This is a genomic window from Sphingobacterium haloxyli, assembly GCF_002980525.1.
Taxonomy (GTDB): domain Bacteria; phylum Bacteroidota; class Bacteroidia; order Sphingobacteriales; family Sphingobacteriaceae; genus Sphingobacterium; species Sphingobacterium haloxyli.
Genome location: NZ_PVBQ01000007.1, coordinates 198,038 through 217,253 on the forward strand (window position 1 = coordinate 198,038; position 19,216 = coordinate 217,253).

Below are 19,216 nucleotides of genomic sequence, written 5' to 3' on the forward strand. Positions count from 1 at the left end.
CATAAAAAAGCACCTTAAGGGTTTAGACTCTGTCAATACGTTGTCAGAGTCTATTCCTGTTTATAATATTATTACATGTATCAGATGGATGCTGACATCTGATAAGAACATGATTACAGCATAGTTGGCTCAGTTTTTTTAAACTAAAATACTTATTCCCTTGGCAAACAATAATATTCAAAACGAAAGAGTAAATTTTGCTACAAGTAAGAAGGTTATCGATTATCCGGATTTCTTGGATGTGCAATTGCAATCTTTCAAGGAGTTTTTTCAACTAGAAACTACTTCTGACAACCGCCATCAGGAAGGGCTGTTCAAGGTTTTCTCGGAAAACTTCCCTATTTCTGATTCAAGAAACATCTTTGTGCTCGAGTTTTTGGATTATTTCATCGATCCGCCTCGCTACGATATACAAGAATGTATTGAGCGTGGATTGACGTATAGTGTCCCACTCAAGGCAAAATTGAAGTTATCTTGTAATGATGAAGAACACGAGGATTTCGAAACGATTGTGCAAGACGTATATTTGGGAACAATTCCTTACATGACGCCAAAAGGTACCTTTGTGATCAACGGTGCTGAACGTGTTATTGTTTCCCAGTTGCACCGTTCCCCTGGCGTGTTCTTTGGTCAGAGTAGACACACAAATGGTACAAAACTTTATTCTGCAAGGGTAATTCCTTTTAAAGGATCTTGGATCGAATTTGCGACGGACGTTAACAACGTGATGTATGCTTATATCGACCGTAAAAAGAAATTCCCAGTTACTACTTTGTTGCGGGCGATCGGCTATGATTCCGATAAGGACATCCTTGAGCTGTTCGATCTTGCAGATGAGGTTAAAGTAAGTAAATCTGGTCTTAAGAAATACGTTGGTCGTCGTTTGGCAGCTAGGGTATTGAAAAAATGGATCGAGGACTTCGTAGACGAGGATACAGGTGAGGTAGTGTCCATCGATCGTAATGAGATCATCTTAGAACGTGAAACTGTTTTAGAGGAAGACCACATTGAAATGATCATCGATGCAGGGGTAAAATCTATTATCCTAGCGAAAGAAGATGGCGCTAACAATGCGGATTACTCGATTATATATAATACTTTACAGAAAGATACTTCAAACTCTGAAAAAGAGGCTGTAGAACACATCTATCGTCAGTTGCGCAATGCGGAACCGCCAGATGAGGAAACAGCACGTGGTATCATCGACCGTTTGTTCTTTTCGGATAAACGTTATGATTTGGGGGATGTGGGCCGTTACCGTATCAACCGCAAGTTGAAATTGGATACAGCAGACGATACGAAAGTGTTGACGCGCGAGGACATTATTGCCATCGTGAAGTATCTAATCAATTTGATTAACTCTAAAGCGGAAGTGGATGATATTGACCACTTGTCTAACCGACGTGTACGTACGGTAGGCGAACAGTTGTATGCGCAGTTTGGAGTTGGCCTATCTCGTATGGCGCGTACTATCCGTGAACGGATGAATATTCGTGACAACGAAGTTTTTACGCCAACGGATTTGATTAACGCCCGTACACTGTCGTCCGTTATCAATTCGTTTTTTGGAACGAACCAGCTTTCTCAGTTTATGGATCAAACCAACCCGTTGGCTGAGATTACGCACAAGCGCCGTCTGTCAGCCTTAGGTCCTGGGGGTCTTTCTCGGGAGCGGGCAGGTTTCGAGGTACGTGACGTCCACTATACGCACTATGGTCGTTTGTGTACTATTGAAACACCGGAAGGTCCGAACATCGGTTTGATTTCTTCTTTGGCTGTACACGCGAAAATCAACAATTTAGGTTTTATCGAAACTCCTTACCGCCAAGTAAGAGATGGTAAAGTTGTCGTTGATGAACCTGTCGTATATTTATCAGCCGAAGACGAGGATAACAAGACGATTGCACAGGCGAATGCAGAATATGACGATAAGGGTAACTTTATCGATCCAAAAGTTAAAGCGAGATATGAGGGTGACTTCCCAATTATTGAGCCGGAACGTTTGGATTATATGGACGTTGCGCCGAATCAGATTACGTCCATTGCGGCGTCCTTGATTCCTTTCCTGGAACACGATGATGCCAACCGGGCGTTGATGGGATCGAACATGCAGCGTCAGGCTGTCCCTCTATTGAAGCCGCAGGCACCTATTGTTGGTACTGGTTTGGAAGCTCGTGTAGCATCCGATTCCCGTACGTTAATCAATGCCGAAGGGGAAGGTGTAGTTGAATATGTGGACGCTAATGAGATTAAAATCCGCTACGAACGGACAGATAACGATCGTTTGGTGTCATTTGACAACGACGTAAAAACATATACACTTACGAAGTTTAAGAAAACCAACCAGAATACCTGTATCAACTTGAAGCCAATCGTGACGAAAGGTCAAAAAGTAACGAAAGGTCAGGTATTGTGTGAAGGCTATGCAACTGAAGACGGTGAGTTAGCACTTGGTCGTAACTTGAAAGTGGCGTTCATGCCTTGGCAAGGATATAACTTTGAGGATGCGATCGTGATTTCTGAACGTGTTGTATCACAAGACTTGTTCACTTCCTTGCATATTGAGGAGTTTGAATTGGAGGTTCGTGATACGAAACGTGGTGAGGAGGAATTAACATCCGATATCCCTAACGTTTCAGAAGAAGCAACGAAAGATTTGGATGAGAATGGCATTATCCGAGTCGGTGCCGAAGTAAATGGTGGTGATATTTTAATTGGTAAGATTACGCCGAAAGGGGAATCCGATCCTTCACCGGAAGAAAAGTTACTACGGGCTATATTTGGTGACAAAGCTGGCGATGTGAAAGATGCGTCGTTGAAAGCATCACCATCGTTGAAAGGTGTTGTTATTGATACGAAGTTATTCTCTCGTGCGAAAAAAATGTCTAAAGAAGCGGAAAGAAAAGCATTAGACAAATTAGAGGTCGCACACGATAAAGCCGTAAAAATACTGAAAGACCGTTTGGTCGAGAAATTGTTCACTGTTGTGAATGGCAAAACCAGCCAAGGGGTGTATAATGTGTATAAAGAATTACTCGTACCAAAAGGAGCTAAATTCACGCAGAAGATCTTGATGGATTTGGATTATGCACATATCAACCCAACGGGATGGACTACCGATGAAGATAAAAACGAGCTGATCAAGTTAGCACTTCACTTTTATAATATTAAAATCAACGAAGAGCTCGGTGCGTTTAAAAGAGAAAAATTTGCAATCTCAGTCGGTGATGAGCTTCCATCGGGTATCGTTCAGATGGCGAAAGTTTATGTGGCTAAAAAACGTAAGTTGAAAGTTGGTGATAAGATGGCTGGACGTCACGGTAACAAAGGTATCGTTGCTCGTATCGTTCGCGATGAGGATATGCCGTTTTTGGAAGATGGAACGCCTGTAGACATTGTATTGAATCCATTAGGGGTGCCTTCTCGGATGAACTTAGGACAGATTTACGAAACTGTTTTGGGATGGGCAGGTCAGAAATTGGGAATGAAATTCGCTACACCAATCTTTGACGGTGCTGAAATGGACGAGGTGGAAGAGTGGATCGCTAAAGCTAAATTGCCAATGTCAGGTAGAACTTACTTATACAATGGCTTAACAGGCGAGCGTTTTGACCAACCCACTACGGTAGGTGTGATCTATATGTTGAAATTAGGACACATGGTTGATGATAAGATGCACGCACGTTCTATAGGACCGTACTCGTTGATTACACAACAACCGTTAGGTGGTAAAGCACAGTTCGGTGGTCAGCGTTTCGGTGAGATGGAGGTATGGGCATTGGAAGCATTTGGTGCATCAAATATCCTGCAAGAAATCTTAACAGTGAAATCAGATGATGTGGTTGGACGTGCGAAAACTTATGAGGCTATCGTTAAGGGTAACAATCTTCCGACACCATCCGTACCAGAGTCGTTCAACGTATTGGTACATGAGTTACGCGGTTTAGGATTAGATATCACATTAGATTAATCAAGCATACAGCTTTAACTTTTTATAAAGTATGTCTTACAAAAAAGATAATAAAATTAAAAGTAACTTCACGTCGATTACCATCAGCTTGGCTTCTCCGGAAACAATTTTGGAACGCTCTAGCGGTGAGGTTACAAAGCCAGAGACGATCAACTATCGTACCTACAAACCTGAGCGTGATGGTTTATTCTGTGAGCGTATCTTTGGTCCGGTAAAGGACTATGAATGTCACTGTGGTAAATACAAACGTATTCGTTATAAAGGTATCGTATGTGACCGTTGTGGTGTCGAGGTAACTGAGAAAAAAGTACGTCGTGAGCGCATGGGACACATTAATTTGGTGGTTCCTGTCGCACATATCTGGTATTTTCGCTCCCTTCCTAATAAAATTGGTTATTTACTAGGACTTCCGACCAAGAAGTTGGATATGATTATCTACTACGAAAGATATGTGGTTATTCAACCGGGTATCAAAGAAGATGATGGCATTTCTTACATGGATTTCTTGACGGAGGAAGAGTATCTAGATATTTTAGATACGCTACCCAAAGAAAACCAGTATTTGGATGATACCGATCCTCAGAAATTCATCGCCAAGATGGGAGCTGAGGCAATGGAGGAACTTTTGAAACGTATTGATTTAGATCAATTGTCGTACGATTTACGCCATCAAGCCGCGAATGAGACTTCGCAACAGCGTAAAAATGAGGCATTGAAACGTCTTCACGTTGTAGAAGCTTTCCGCGGAGCCAACACGCGTATTGAAAACCGTCCGGAATGGATGATTGTAAAAATCGTTCCAATTATTCCACCCGAATTGCGTCCATTAGTGCCGTTGGACGGTGGTCGTTTTGCGACGTCGGATTTGAATGACCTTTATCGTCGTGTGATTATTCGTAACAACCGTCTAAAACGTTTGATCGAAATCAAAGCGCCCGAAGTAATCTTACGGAATGAAAAACGTATGCTTCAGGAAGCAGTTGACTCTTTGTTCGACAACTCGCGTAAAGTGAACGCTGTGAAAACAGAAGGTAACCGCGCGTTGAAATCGTTGTCCGATATCTTGAAGGGTAAGCAAGGACGTTTCCGTCAAAACTTATTGGGTAAGCGTGTGGATTACTCGGCTCGTTCGGTTATTGTAGTTGGTCCACATTTGAAATTGCACGAGTGTGGTCTTCCTAAAGACATGGCTGCGGAGCTTTACAAACCGTTCATCATCCGCAAGATGATTGAAAGAGGTATCGTAAAGACCGTCAAGTCTGCAAAGAAAATCGTTGACCGCAAGGATCCGGTGGTATGGGATATCCTAGAAAATGTATTGAAAGGACACCCTGTATTGCTTAACCGTGCGCCGACGCTTCACCGTTTGGGTATCCAAGCTTTCCAACCTACGTTAGTAGAGGGTAAAGCAATTCAGTTACACCCGTTGGTGTGTACTGCGTTCAATGCCGACTTTGACGGTGACCAGATGGCGGTTCACTTACCGTTGGGTAATGCCGCGATTTTGGAGGCTCAGATATTGATGTTGGCTTCGCATAATATTCTTAATCCAGCAAACGGTTCTCCGGTAACGGTTCCTTCGCAGGACATGGTATTGGGTCTTTACTATATTACGAAAGGCCGTAAATCTACCGAAGACCAGAAAGTAAGGGGTGAAGGAATGACGTTTTATTCTCCGGAAGAGGTGATCATTGCCTTGAACGAGAATAAAATTGATCTGCACGCTTTTATCAAAGTAAAAACGAAAACTAGAAATAAAGACGGTGAAATCGTTGAAAGTATTATCGAAACTACGGTTGGTCGGGTTATCTTTAACCAGATCGTACCTGATGAGACCGGTTATGTCAACGAACTCTTAACTAAAAAATCATTGCGTAATATCATCGGAGATATTGTGAAGAATACGGGTATGGCTCGTGCAGCACAGTTCTTGGATGATATGAAAGAGCTAGGATTCCAAACAGCCTTTAAAGGTGGTTTGTCATTCAACTTACAAGATCTGAATATCCCTGCTGCAAAAGCAGATTTGATTGAGCAAGCGACTGGCGAAGTTGAAGAGGTAATGAACAACTATAACATGGGTTTCATTACGAACAACGAACGTTATAATCAGATTATCGATATTTGGACACGTATCAACAACCGATTGACGGCATACGTGATGGATATTCTTTCCAACGATAACCAAGGATTTAACTCTGTTTATATGATGTTGGATTCAGGCGCTCGTGGTTCTAAAGAACAGATTCGTCAGTTGTGTGGTATGCGTGGTTTGATGGCAAAACCGCAGAAGTCGGGCACTTCAGGTGGTGAGATTATCGAGAACCCGATCTTGTCAAACTTCAAGGAAGGTTTGTCGGTATTGGAGTACTTTATTTCTACCCACGGTGCGCGTAAAGGTCTTGCCGATACGGCGTTGAAAACGGCTGATGCGGGTTATTTGACTCGTCGTTTACACGACGTTGCGCAAGACATGATCGTTGTGGAAGAAGATTGTAATACATTACGTGGTTTATATAAAACGGCGCTTAAAGAAAATGATGACATTGTCGAACCTTTGTACGATCGTATCTTAGGGCGCACACCATTAAATGATGTCTACCATCCAACAACGGGCGATCTGATTGTTGCCGCAAACGAAGATATCACCGAAGAAATAGCGACGGCGATTGATGAAGCGGGTATTGAAGGCGTCGAAATCCGTTCTGTATTGACTTGTGAGGCTAAGCGGGGCGTTTGTGCCGCGTGCTATGGACGAAATCTTGCCTCTGGTAAGCGGGTACAAATGGGTGAAGCGGTCGGTGTTATCGCTGCACAGTCGGTAGGTGAACCAGGTACACAGTTGACGTTACGTACATTCCACGTGGGAGGTACGGCGTCGAATATCGCGGCAGACTCCACTATTGTGGCGAAATACGATGGTAAGGTTGAATTCGAAAATGTACGTTCTGTTGCCAAAGAAGGCGAAGAAGGACCTTTCCAAATTGCAATAGGACGTTCTGGAGAACTTCGTATCGTAAGCGACGACAAAAAAGTACTATACAACCAGATTATCCCTTACGGCGCAAGCATATATGTGAACGAGGGCGATAAGGTAGAAAAGGGTAAAGTATTAGCAGATTGGGATCCGTATAATGCGGTAATCATCTCTGAGTTCCCGGGTAAGATTGAATTTGAAGCAATTATTGAAGGTGTAACCTTCCGTGACGAATCTGATGAACAAACTGGACACAAAGAGAAAGTTATCATTGAGACACGTGACAAAACCAAGAACCCTACGATTAAGATTGTAGATTTGGCAGGTGATACCTTACGCTCATACAACATTCCAGTGGGAGCCCACGTCTCGGTTCAGGATGGGAAAAAAATCAAAGAAGGAACTATCTTAGCGAAGATTCCTCGAGCTACCGGTAAAACACGTGATATCACCGGGGGTCTTCCTCGTGTAACCGAGTTGTTTGAAGCACGGAATCCGTCTAATCCTGCAGTTGTTACAGAAATTGATGGTGTCGTTACACTAGGTGGTGTTAAACGTGGGAATCGTGAGATTTCGATAGAATCCAGAGATGGACAGATCAAGAAATACTTGGTGCCACTTTCTAAGCATATTTTGGTACAGGATAATGATTTTGTAAAAGCAGGTATGCCATTGTCAGATGGTTCTATTTCGCCAGTCGATATTCTCTCCATTAAAGGTCCAGCGGCAGTTCAAGAATATATCGTAAATGGTATCCAAGAAGTTTATCGCTTACAAGGGGTAAAAATCAACGATAAGCACTTTGAAACTATCGTTCACCAGATGATGCAAAAAGTGAATATTGAGGATCCGGGAGATACACGTTTCTTAGAGAAGGAAGCCGTGAACAAATGGGACTTCATGGAAGAAAACGACGCGTTGTTTGATAAAAAAGTTGTCGTTGACGCGGGAGACTCGAAAGAGTTGAAAGCTGGTCAAATTGTAACCATGCGTAAACTTCGTGAGGAAAACTCCAGCTTACGTCGTCAGGACTTGAAAACCGTAGAGGTTCGTGATGCTATTTCAGCGACTTCAAGCCCATTATTACAGGGTATCACGCGTGCGTCATTGGGTACGAAGTCGTTTATTTCGGCTGCGTCTTTCCAAGAGACAACGAAAGTCTTAAACGAAGCTGCTATCGCAGGTAAACGTGACGATTTGTTAGGATTGAAAGAAAACGTAATCGTAGGTCACTTGATTCCATCAGGAACTGGTTTACGTGAGTATAGCAATATCATCGTTGGTTCGCGTGAAGAGTACGATCAGTTATTGGCTTCGAAAGAAGAAGATTAGCGAGAGTTCATAATTTAATAAAAAAGGCAGCAAAATCGCTGCCTTTTTTTATTGCTTTATCTTCCCGTCACCAAAATCACCCTTCACAAACAACTTATGATAACCCGCTCCTGTTGCAGTATCGATAACTTCCTGCGGTGCCATTTTGTTGATCAGGGCGTGGATATATCCCGCCATAAACGCGTCCCCACTGCCTATCCGGTCAATAACTTCGAAAGTTTCCATAACGTCAGAGCTGACATGCTCTGCGGGCGTATGGTACGTTCCATAAAATAGATTATGATTTGGGGTATCCATAAAGCGAAACGTGTATGCAACATGTTTACATTTTGAATATTTTTGAAAAATTTCTTTAGCAGACTCTTCAGCTGCATGGAGATATATTTCACGAGGCGTCTGTCTGTTAAACGACTCGTCAACAGCTGTCCCAAGCATTTTGTTTGCCGCCCAAATATTTCCCATAATGACATCGCAATGAGCAACGAGTTGCGGCATGATATCGATAGGCTCTTTGCCATACTGCCATAAACGGTTCCGGTAATTTAAGTCGACAGAGATCGTAATGTTACGGTTAGATGCCTCTTGAAGCAAGACAGCCATGAGATCTGCCATATTCTGGTTAAGGGCCGGTGTAAGTGCCGTCCAATGGAACCAGGAAACGCCTTCGAAGAACTTATCTATGTCGATATCCTGTTTAGTTAACTGGCTAAAGCTGGAATATTTACGGTCATAAATGACCTCGCCTTTGGATAAACCATTCGCAGACATCAAAATATAGGTGCCTAGCCGATCGCCGATACGCAGTGCTTTGCTAGTATGTACGCCGAGACTACCAAGTATAGTTAAGATTTCATCGGATAAAGCATTTTGTGGTAACGCACTACAATAAGCTACGTTATCCCCCATTTGTGCTAGGGAGGCTGCTACATTCGCCTCCGATCCGCCAGGAAAAATCTCTAAACGGTTATCCGTTTTGTCAAAGAATGTGTTTCCAAGACTCTGTTGTCTGACTAATATCTCGCCAAAAGATAATATAAGATTCATGAATAAAATTTATTTTGGAAGTGAAAATAGCGCTATTTTTTTAAACTTTATAGTGTTGTCTACGAAATCGTTGCCATTCTATCTCATATCCAATCACCGGATGCCTGTCAAAATTCATAATTTCGTAACATCATTTTTGTCTGAGACCCAAAGGCTTTTAAATACTTTTGTGGCTAATGTTGGATTTTGTACATTTGTTTAGTACACCTATTAACTTTATGATGCGTTCAAATCTGTTTGATGAAGAGCTGGCCAGTGCCCTTACCGAAGGATCCGTAAAGGCGTTTCGTTCGCTATATGACCGATACCGCAGACCGGTCTACGCCAACATTCTGAAAATAGTAAAACAGCCGGAGCATGCTGAGGATATTCTCCAAGAGGTATTTGTTGCTTTGTGGGAACATCGGTCTAGGATCAAGTCCGACCGATCGGTAGGGGGATGGCTGTTTGTCGTAAGTTTTAACAAAGCTACGACTTTCTTGAAAAAGAGACTGAAAGAATCCCTTGATTATGTAGAAGAATACACCGATTATGAACATATGCTTCCCGACGAGACTGTCAACGAAGAGGAATACCTCTCCCAATGGACGATTGTTGAAGAAGCGGTCAATGCACTTCCAGCCCGTAAAAAGGAGGTGTTCAAACTTTGTCGTTTTGAAGGAAAGGCAAAAGAGGAAGTAGCGTCCATAATGGGAATATCTACGGTCTCTGTAGGGGATTACCTCAAGCAATCCAATCGAGCCATCAGAGACTATATCACACTCAAGTACCCCCATCTTTACACGGTTATTGTAATTACAAAGGCTTTTTCGGATAATTTTTAATTTTTTTATCGAAAAACTATCCCCTTTTTTACCAATAGGAGTATTTAATTATAGAGGCTTGGATAAACCTAGCTCCTGCAATACGTCATTATAAATGTATAACCCTGACAAAATGTTGTGTCTAAGCGTAGATGTCCATGGATAGAATAACCTATTTGGTTGAGAAATTTTGGCGGGGAGAAGCGACCGAAAAAGAGAAGAAAGAGATACTCCGCTATCTTGAACAGCATAAGCCTGAATGGAGAAGCCGTATGGAGCAAGCGTTTTTTGCAGATGAACCATCTGAGGATGATTTGGGAGTTGAACGTGCCGAACACATCTTTGCACAAATAGAATCGATCACTGACATTAAAGAGAAGACGCCAATCACGCGTATACACCGTATTCGTCCCTATATACGGATTGCGGTCGCTGTAGCCGTATTGATGCTATTCGGATGGGGAATGTCCCTATATTTAATGGATAGCAGATCGAAGGAGGCGATGGTATCGACGTCTATTTCAAAGTTAGATACCATCGTACATAGAAACCTGAACCAAGAAGATCTTATCCTGCGGTTGGAAGACGGCTCTAAGGTGTCCTTGACATCAGGAAGTTCGATTACTTATCTGTCTCATTTTGACGTAAACAAACGTGAAGTCTTTTTAGATGGGAAGGCTACATTTGACGTGGCGAAAGATACGTTGAGGCCATTTACAGTTTGGGCAGACGGGTACTCAACGACGGCTTTGGGAACCACCTTTTCTATTAGTGCTTATCATACAAAAGTGTTTAAGGTGAATCTGATTTCGGGCAAAGTCGTTGTACGCTCTTCGCCTCAAAGCTCGGTAGCATTGTCTGATGTTTATTTGGAACCGGGCGAAGAACTTCGTGTCAATTCACTCAGCGGTCTCTGGGCAGTTTCGAATCGACTAGACCAATCTATTTCTGTTCCTAAAAAGAAGGTACGAAGCAAGAAGATAGAAAAGATATCCGAAGAGGTGAGAAGTGATTTACTGCGTTTTGATAAAACCCCGCTAGATGAAGTATTTAGTTGCATTGCAAGAGAATTTGATGTAAACATCGATGTCTTAGCGCAGGAGGTACACCAATTGTCGTTTACAGGCGAATTTCAGCCTACGGATTCTTTGGAAGTGGTACTGAACATTATATGTAATATGAACGATTTGATTTATCATAAAGAAGAACGTACAATCCGAATAGAGAAAAACAATTAAAAAATGATGATATGAATAAAAAGTATGAGTCGACCGGGGTAGGTCGGAAAGAACCGTTTTGTCCAATTTTTAATGTTTAAAAATGAACTAGATGTTATGAAGCAGAAGAACAAAGTATTGTTTATGATGGGGAAATATGCGGTGATGCTATGGTTAATGGTACCCCTGATGTCTTTCGCACAACAGTCTACTATCATCCGGGGAACCGTTATGGATAACAGTGGACAGCCGTTGACGGGCGTTACGGTGGAAGTCGTGGATAGTTTACAAAGCCGGCGTTTTCAAGCCTCTACAAACGACAAAGGTATCTTTTCTCTGGCGGGGTTAACGGCTGGAAATTCTTACCATATAGCGTTCAATAGAATAGGATATGAACGATACCTCGAGCGCAACTTTTTGGTGCGGGCTGGCGATAATAATTCTTTGCTTGTCCGGATGTCAGAAGTTAGTGAAAAAGTAGAGGAGGTCGTGGTCGTTGGGTATGGTACACAGCGAAGAGCATTGGTTACGAGTGCTATTAGTAAAATGAATGTAGATGAATCTACTATGCGTCCTGTAAATAGCCCTGCTCAATTGTTGGACGGTCGAATCGCTGGGGTTTCTACGGCAACAGGATCAGGAAATTTAGGAAGCGGAGAGCGGGTCAGTATACGCGGGATATCCTCGCTGAGTGCAAGTAATGAGCCGCTGTATGTCATTGATGGCGTGCCGATTACCAATACGAATAGTAACCTGTATGATTTTGGTGAATCTATGAGTTCTTTGGCTACGTTGAACATAGCCGATATCGAGTCGATCGAGATATTGAAGGATGCTGCTTCGGCCGCCATCTACGGCTCCAGGGGAACCAATGGGGTTGTGGTGATTACGACCCGTTCGGGAAAGGAGGGGCGTGCGGATATACGTCTCAATGTGAATGGCGGTATGACACAATTCCCTTATTTGAATAAAATTAAAATGGCGGATTCCGAACTGTATGTGAAAAGTATGAATGAAGGGATCGCCAATTACAATGAACAGTACGGGCTACAGATCGGTAACTCCGGATACAAATTACCTATTTCTAATCCATTTGGCAACCTGCCTGACACGGATTGGATGGATGTTATTACGCAAACAGGTTCTTTTTTTACAGTAGATGCAGCTGTTTCGGGCGGAACACAGAAGATGAAAAACTACTTCGCCGCAGCGTATACCACACAGGAGGGCGTCATCAAGACCAACTCCATGGACAAAATCAACTTGCGAGGGAAGATGAGTTATGAAGTAGCACCTTGGTTGGAAATTGGAACGAATAATTCAGCGAATTATGTGCGGAATAATCAAATTCCCGGAGCTTCTCTTGGAACGACTATTATAGGTCGATCTATACAACAGCGCCCGTTTGACAGACCTTACAAACCAAATGGCGATTATTACGTTGGCGGTACTAACGAGCTGGTATATCACAATCCGATGCAGATCCTTAACGAGCAAACAGTATATATCGAAGATTTACGCTATTTGGGGAACTTCTATACCACATTGAAATGGAAAGATAAGCTATCTTGGAAATCGTCGTTTAATGCGGATGTGACACAGACCTACGACCATACCTATTACAACGAAAACCATCCTTATGGGATGGGGGTGGGAAGATTGTTGGATCGTAATAGGCTGATTCGAAACTATTTGTTTGAGAATGTTTTGACTTACAATGATAAGTTTGGCGATTTTTCGCTGAATGCTATTGCCGGGCATTCTTTCCAAAAGATTGATACCCGTACCACCTATATTGATGCTAGAGGATTTCCTTCTCCGTCTTTCGTCGTAGCGAGTGCCGCTGCAGAGACGATATCTTCTTCCGGACGTGGTATTTATACCCTGGAATCATATTTTGGTCGCGCGACGCTTTCGTACTTGGATCGTTATATATTGACAGGTACGCTGCGAACCGACGGGTCTTCTCGTTTTCATCGGGACAATCGCTGGGGCTGGTTTCCGTCGATATCTGCGGGATGGAATATTTCGGAAGAGGAATTTATGCAAGGAAGTGGTACAGATCTCAAGTTCAGAATGAGCTACGGTCGTACCGGTAATCAAGACGGCTTAGGCAGCTACGTTTACCAAGCCTTAATGGAGGGAGGATATAATTATCTTGGTAACAGCGGTATAGCCGTCAATACTTTTGGAAACGAAACATTGACATGGGAGAAGGCTGGACAGTATGATGTCGGGTTTGATCTCGGACTGTTGAACGGTAAAGTAAACGTCATGGTCGATTGGTATCAGAAGAATACAACCGATCTGATCTATTCTATGCCGGTACATGCGACGACAGGTGTCACTTCCATTACCTCCAATATTGGTTCAATGCGAAATCGCGGTGCTGAATTCACGCTCAACACGCATTTTAACTTCGGTCAGTTCCAATGGCTGTCCCAATTTAATATTGCAACGAACAAAAATAAGATCACCTCGCTTATTGGGGATGACGAGCCGATTAGTATCGGGGGTAATAGGGCATTGCAGGTCGGCAAAGAGATTGGTGCGTACTACCTGTTCAAAATGGAAGGAATCTATCAATATGATGGAGAGGTTCCAAAATCGCAATACGATATTGGCATACGGGCCGGCGATGTCAAGTGGCGGGATTTGGATGGCAATGGCATTATCAATGACAACGATCGCGTGGTTATGGGATCATCTAACCCGGATTTCTCCGGGGGATGGAATAATACCTTCCGGTATAAAGGATTTTCCTTAGATGTCTTCTTGTCGTATGTCTATGGGAATGATGTCTTCGCACAATGGCAGGGTGAGGTAGCTCGATTAGGCCATAATAGCGCAATCATGGCGGAACACGCGGAAAACCGATGGACTGGCCCGGGTTCCACGAACAAATATCCACGTGCGTTGAATGGCGACATTAATAATACACGTAATTCCGACCGTTGGTTGGAAGACGGATCTTTTATACGGCTGAGAACACTCATGTTAGGCTATAATTTCCCAACGCCTACATTGCATAAATACCACATCAAAGGCTTGCGGGCTTTCCTTCAAGCAGACAATCTGTTCCTGATTACCAATTATCCGGGATGGGATCCACAGGTTAGTAACAATATGGACCCACGTTTCTTTAGTGTGGATACGTTTAACGTACCCCAACCTCGAACCTTTACGGTAGGACTTAATGCAAACTTTTAAAGATGAAAGTGATGAAGAAATATATAATAGCCATGATGGCAATAGCACTATTTGGATCTTGTGCTGACCAGTTAGATCAGTTTTCGTTCGCGGCCATTTCGCCGGATGCGGTAGATATACGCGATGTCCCTGCGGTACGAAATGGTATGTACAATAGCGTGCAAAATGACCCGACTGTTCGCTCATTTATCCTGTTTGATATGCTCGGTGGAACGATACAGACTAATTCGGGCACCTCTAGAGATTTGATTAACGCTACATTGAGTCCGTTGAACGCTACTGTCGGGGCAAGCTGGAACGGTTACTTTAGCGCGCTGTATCAAGTGAATAATATGCTTGCGGTGGCGGAGCGTTTCCCGGAAGCGGAATTGGCATCCTTATCTAAAGGAGAGGCTCATTATTTTCGGGCGTACATTTATTTTTGCTTAGCAACTCGATGGGGCGATGTTCCCATATTACGCAATAATACGCTGGAGCGCGTGTCTCGGGATCCGATAGATGCGGTCTGGGCATTTATTGAAGAGGAACTTGATGCTGCTGCTACATTACTGGGAACGGCTTCAAGCTATTACTATGTGTCCAGCGACGCAGCGATTGCCCTCAAAGCGAGGGTATTGCTTAGTCAGGGAAAAAATCAGCAAGCGGCTGACCTGGCCGAAAGGTTAATTACTAGTGGGGCGTATCGGCTAGATGCTTTCGAGCGTATATTCCGAGGTGGGGCGAATACGGAGATTATTTTCGCATTTGAGAACCGTACGGAGGAATCGAGGATCAATATCAGTGATTTGTTTTATACCTATGGTCATCCCAACAGAGGACAGGGGGCATATAAACCTACTCCTGAAACCATCGCACTGTTTGCCGACGAGGATAATAGAAAGGCGATTTCGTTAATTAATATCGCGGGTACGGAATGTATCAACAAATATCCAAGCGGACAGACCGGCCGCGACCCTTTCATCATTTCCAGAATTGCCGAGATGTACCTCATTAGTGCCGAAGCAAAGGGAAGATCATTAGGTGTGGAGCGACTGAATGAGCTGCGAAGGTTCAGAGGCTTAGCGGATATCTTTCCGGCTAGCGATGAGGACTACTTGACGGCGATATTAACGGAGAGGAAGCGCGAACTATTAGGAGAAAACTTTATGTACCACGACTTGGTAAGGACAGGACGAGCACAGGAGGAATTACTTTTGCTCGACCATCAGCACGTATTGCCTATTCCGGGCAGAGAACTGCAGTTGAATCCTAATCTGGTACCTAACCCAGGGTATTAATCGTGTACAAGTTTAACTGGAGAGCGAATTAAAATATAAACAGATGAACAAGACAAAAAATATATGGTGGATGACGTTAGTGATATCGCTCGTCTTCCTTCAATACAGTTGTGACAAGAAAGAGTATCATTTCGAATATAAGGCAGAACCTAAAACTGAAACCGGCAAAAAGCTCGTGGACGGAACGGATCTCTTTGCGCAAATATTCACCGATACGATGTATACGGTAACGGATGGTGTCGTCGCCAGCGAAATAGAGTACCTATCACAAAAGGGCTTGGCGATGAAGATTTTCGTCGTTGATGTAGACCTTAGCCATCCAAACGTGGATATCGTCGCTTCGTCTCCGAACAATGCAAATGCCTTTGCCATGCAACGTATGACAGAACAAGCTATCCATGCAGATAATGAAGTTGCACGGGTGTGGGCTGGTATAAATGGGGATTTTTATAATATGGATAACGGTACTCCCCGGGGTGTGTTTTATAAGCAGGGCGTTGCTCTACGGACAACGTTCGATAGTGGGGAAAGAAGCTTTTTTGCTATTGGTCACGACGGAAACGCGTTCGTGGCTACCCGAGATGAGTATCCTAGTATCGCTGCGACCGGTGTGATCAAAGAAGCTGTCGGCGGTAGCGTAACGCTGGTGCGCGATGGAGCTGTGCTCACACATATGGATACTACGGTGGAGCCTCGTACCTGTATCGGCGTTTCTGCCGACGGTCAGAAGGTACTCATATTGGCCGTTGACGGCAGAAATTTCTGGTATTCTAATGGCATGTTGTTCGAAGAGTTGGGACATTGTTTGAAGGCGTTGGGAGCGGAAAATGGGATTAATCTCGATGGGGGAGGTTCTACCACATTCTTCATCCGAAATACGCCCGATTTTTCTGCGGATCGTTTTGAAATACGCAACTGGCCGACAGATAATGGCGGTCAGGAGCGTTCTGTGGCCAACGGTTTATTAATCACTTCTGAATAAGAACATTTTAAAGAAAATAATATGAACAGATATTTGAATCAGTGGACTGGCATATTCTTCGTGTTACTACTTGGTGTTTGCTTTTCCTGTTCGAAAATTGATGATTTAGGTAGTTTTACGCCGCAAGAGCCAGCGTTTTCATTGGAGACCGATGCTATCGAAGTGAGTAAAGAGGGTGGAGAATTTATAATCAATGTAGAATCGAATTTACCTTGGCGTGCGAAAAGTAGTGCGGACTGGATCAGTTTATCGTCGGAGAATGCGTTAGCTACCGGTGAAATCACATTCAACGCTGGACGGAATAGGAGCACAGATCAAAGGACCGCAGAGATAACTGTGTGGATTACTAAGGATCATGAAAAGAAAATTCGTGTTATTCAGGCACCTGCGGAGCTTAGCGACCTGATTACGCATTACTATGTAAAGGTTTCGGGGACGGACGAAAATTCAGGATTATCTTGGGATGAGGCAACCACGTTGGAAAAAGCACTAGACGAAGTGATTCCGGGCGATGTTATCCACATCGCAGCAGGTACCTATACGCCTACAAAGACGATTACGGGAGGCAACTCGAGTAACGAGGAAGATAGAACATTTGAGATCCACAGTAATATCGGCTTGATTGGTGGATATCCGGCCGATGCGACGGAAGGAGCTGTGCCTGATCCGACCTTGCACGAGACCGTTTTGAGTGGCAATACTTCTTCCGGGAAGGTGTATCACACCGTAGCCATAACAGCTCCGGTTCAAGCGGGACAAAAAGTCGTCCTGCAAGGTCTTTCCATTAAGTTTGGACAGGCAGCCAATAGCGGTACTGGACATATTACCCTTAATGGTGCCCAGTACTACCGTTTCTATGGCGGGGGGGTAATCGTAGCTCGATCGGTCGTAGATATTATTGATTGCGAAATTTCGGAAAATACAACGGGATTTCATGCGGCTGGTGTGTTTGTCTTTTCAGGTGCCACAGTCCGGTTTGAACGCAGCACCATTAAAGAGAATAATGGCATCCATAACGGTGGGAATGGCGGTGGGGTATTTAATGACGCGGCAACGGTTTATTTTTACGATTGTGAGATATCGAGCAATACTATTAGTGGCGTAGGTGCGGGAATTTATGCATTTTCGTCGTCAGAACCTACATACACTTACATCTACAATACCACCGTTGCCCATAATAATAATGATGTTGGCAATGTTAGTCAAACCCGAAGAGGAGGGGGGATTTATGGTCGAGAACGTTCGGTGACGATAATCGTCAACTCTACCTTTTACGGGAATACCGGTGGTCATGGAGCGGGCATCAGCTTATACGGAACAGCCGCAGCGCCATCGCGAATGGATATAATCAGTAGTACGGTTACAGGCAACCAAGCCTTTAATAATGGAGGAGGTGTAGAGTTGACGGCCAATACGACACTTAACATATTTAATTCCATCGTTTCGGGTAATACTGCTAGCAATGGAGGTGATATATTTGTAGGTTCTGGTGCTAATCCATCATTTTCTTCGAGTGTTCGCGGTAACCAGCTGTTGGATAACAATGGTGCTGTCATCGATGCACAGACATTTGATTTTGGAACAATGTTGGGCAATTTTGCCAAGAACGGAGGGTATGCCGAGACAGTAATATTATCCGCTGGTTCGTCCGCCGCGACATCCGGAATGTCCGCAGACCAGCTTGAAAATTTGGGTAATACGTATAATCCTGCCCTATCGGCTGAAGTTATTACCTATGATCAAAACGGCAAGCCGCGTAGTAGTGCAGCTATGGGAGCTACTATGCCCCAATAAAAGTTTTTTCACCAAATACCCGGTTAATCAAAGAGTACAATAACAAGAGGCTGCCCATTTCCGGGCAGCCTCTTGTTATTGTATGTTCTTCCGTCTCGTTATGTCTTTGGTAAAAAGTCCTCCCGTAAGGGAGAAAATACATCGATTAGCATACCTGGTTCAATGCAAACACATCCATGTACCGAATGCGGCGGCACATAATATCCATCTCCTTTACTTATTATTTTCTCCTCATCATCTATTGTCATTTTAAAAGAACCGCTCTCTACATAGGTCACCTGTGCATGAATGTGGCTATGCAATTCGCCTACCGCGCCAGCTTTAAATTGTACTTTTACAAGCATAATGGTGTCGTCATAACCGTACACCTGACGTTTTATTCCATTCCCAAGATCTTCCCACTGCTCTTGTTTCTCGAATTGAAAATTTTCACTTCTTATCATGTAGTGTTTTCTTGAATGTTCTGTTCTTATTTCGACGACTAAACTTTTTCGTCAAAACTGTTAAGTTGATATCTTTCTGTCAACGAATTTAAGAATAATACTCGGTAAAAAAATAGCTAAGACGCCATACGAATTAGCGGATACGAAATCGTTATCGTGAATATTAT

At 43.5% G+C, this 19,216-nt stretch carries 10 protein-coding genes; 8 read left to right on the plus strand and 2 right to left on the minus strand.

Annotated elements, in window-relative coordinates:
• The first annotated feature begins 160 nt into the window (after positions 1 to 160).
• Both rpoB and rpoC read left to right on the plus strand, forming a co-directional pair.
• Positions 161 to 3,970, plus strand: a complete 3,810-nt coding sequence (gene rpoB / locus C5745_RS11190) for a DNA-directed RNA polymerase subunit beta (RefSeq protein ID WP_105717083.1) — start codon at positions 161 to 163, stop codon at positions 3,968 to 3,970.
• 31 nt (positions 3,971 to 4,001) lie between these two features.
• The gene (rpoC, locus tag C5745_RS11195; RefSeq protein WP_105717084.1) at positions 4,002 to 8,279 is read left to right on the plus strand and encodes a DNA-directed RNA polymerase subunit beta'; all 4,278 of its coding nucleotides are present in this window, start codon (positions 4,002 to 4,004) and stop codon (positions 8,277 to 8,279) included.
• Positions 8,280 to 8,327: 48 nt separating this feature from the next.
• Here the strand turns inward: rpoC and C5745_RS11200 are convergent, their stop codons facing one another.
• Complete coding sequence (locus C5745_RS11200; RefSeq protein ID WP_105717085.1) at positions 8,328 to 9,323, minus strand: sugar kinase; 996 nt, start codon at positions 9,321 to 9,323, stop codon at positions 8,328 to 8,330.
• Positions 9,324 to 9,541: 218 nt separating this feature from the next.
• Here C5745_RS11200 and C5745_RS11205 point away from each other — a divergent pair, with 218 nt between their 5' ends.
• The 6 genes from C5745_RS11205 to C5745_RS11230 all read left to right on the plus strand — a co-directional run bounded on the left by C5745_RS11205 (position 9,542) and on the right by C5745_RS11230 (position 18,606).
• On the plus strand, positions 9,542 to 10,147 hold the full coding sequence (locus tag C5745_RS11205) for an RNA polymerase sigma factor (protein WP_165793075.1): 606 nt from the start codon (positions 9,542 to 9,544) through the stop codon (positions 10,145 to 10,147).
• 137 nt (positions 10,148 to 10,284) lie between these two features.
• On the plus strand, positions 10,285 to 11,364 hold the full coding sequence (locus C5745_RS11210) for a FecR family protein (protein WP_165793076.1): 1,080 nt from the start codon (positions 10,285 to 10,287) through the stop codon (positions 11,362 to 11,364).
• Positions 11,365 to 11,460: 96 nt separating this feature from the next.
• Positions 11,461 to 14,553, plus strand: a complete 3,093-nt coding sequence (locus C5745_RS11215) for a SusC/RagA family TonB-linked outer membrane protein (RefSeq protein WP_207795782.1) — start codon at positions 11,461 to 11,463, stop codon at positions 14,551 to 14,553.
• An 11-nt stretch (positions 14,554 to 14,564) separates the two neighbouring features.
• A complete protein-coding gene (locus C5745_RS11220; RefSeq protein WP_105717133.1) occupies positions 14,565 to 15,830 on the plus strand; it encodes a RagB/SusD family nutrient uptake outer membrane protein in 1,266 nt (421 codons plus the stop codon).
• Positions 15,831 to 15,873: 43 nt separating this feature from the next.
• A complete protein-coding gene (locus tag C5745_RS11225) occupies positions 15,874 to 16,812 on the plus strand; it encodes a phosphodiester glycosidase family protein (RefSeq protein ID WP_105717089.1) in 939 nt (312 codons plus the stop codon).
• 21 nt (positions 16,813 to 16,833) lie between these two features.
• Positions 16,834 to 18,606, plus strand: a complete 1,773-nt coding sequence (locus C5745_RS11230; RefSeq protein ID WP_105717090.1) for a BACON domain-containing protein — start codon at positions 16,834 to 16,836, stop codon at positions 18,604 to 18,606.
• A gap of 98 nt (positions 18,607 to 18,704) precedes the next feature.
• Here C5745_RS11230 and C5745_RS11235 read toward each other — a convergent pair whose 3' ends face one another.
• A complete protein-coding gene (locus C5745_RS11235; protein WP_105717091.1) occupies positions 18,705 to 19,049 on the minus strand; it encodes a cupin domain-containing protein in 345 nt (114 codons plus the stop codon).
• Between the last annotated feature and the right edge of the window lie 167 nt (positions 19,050 to 19,216).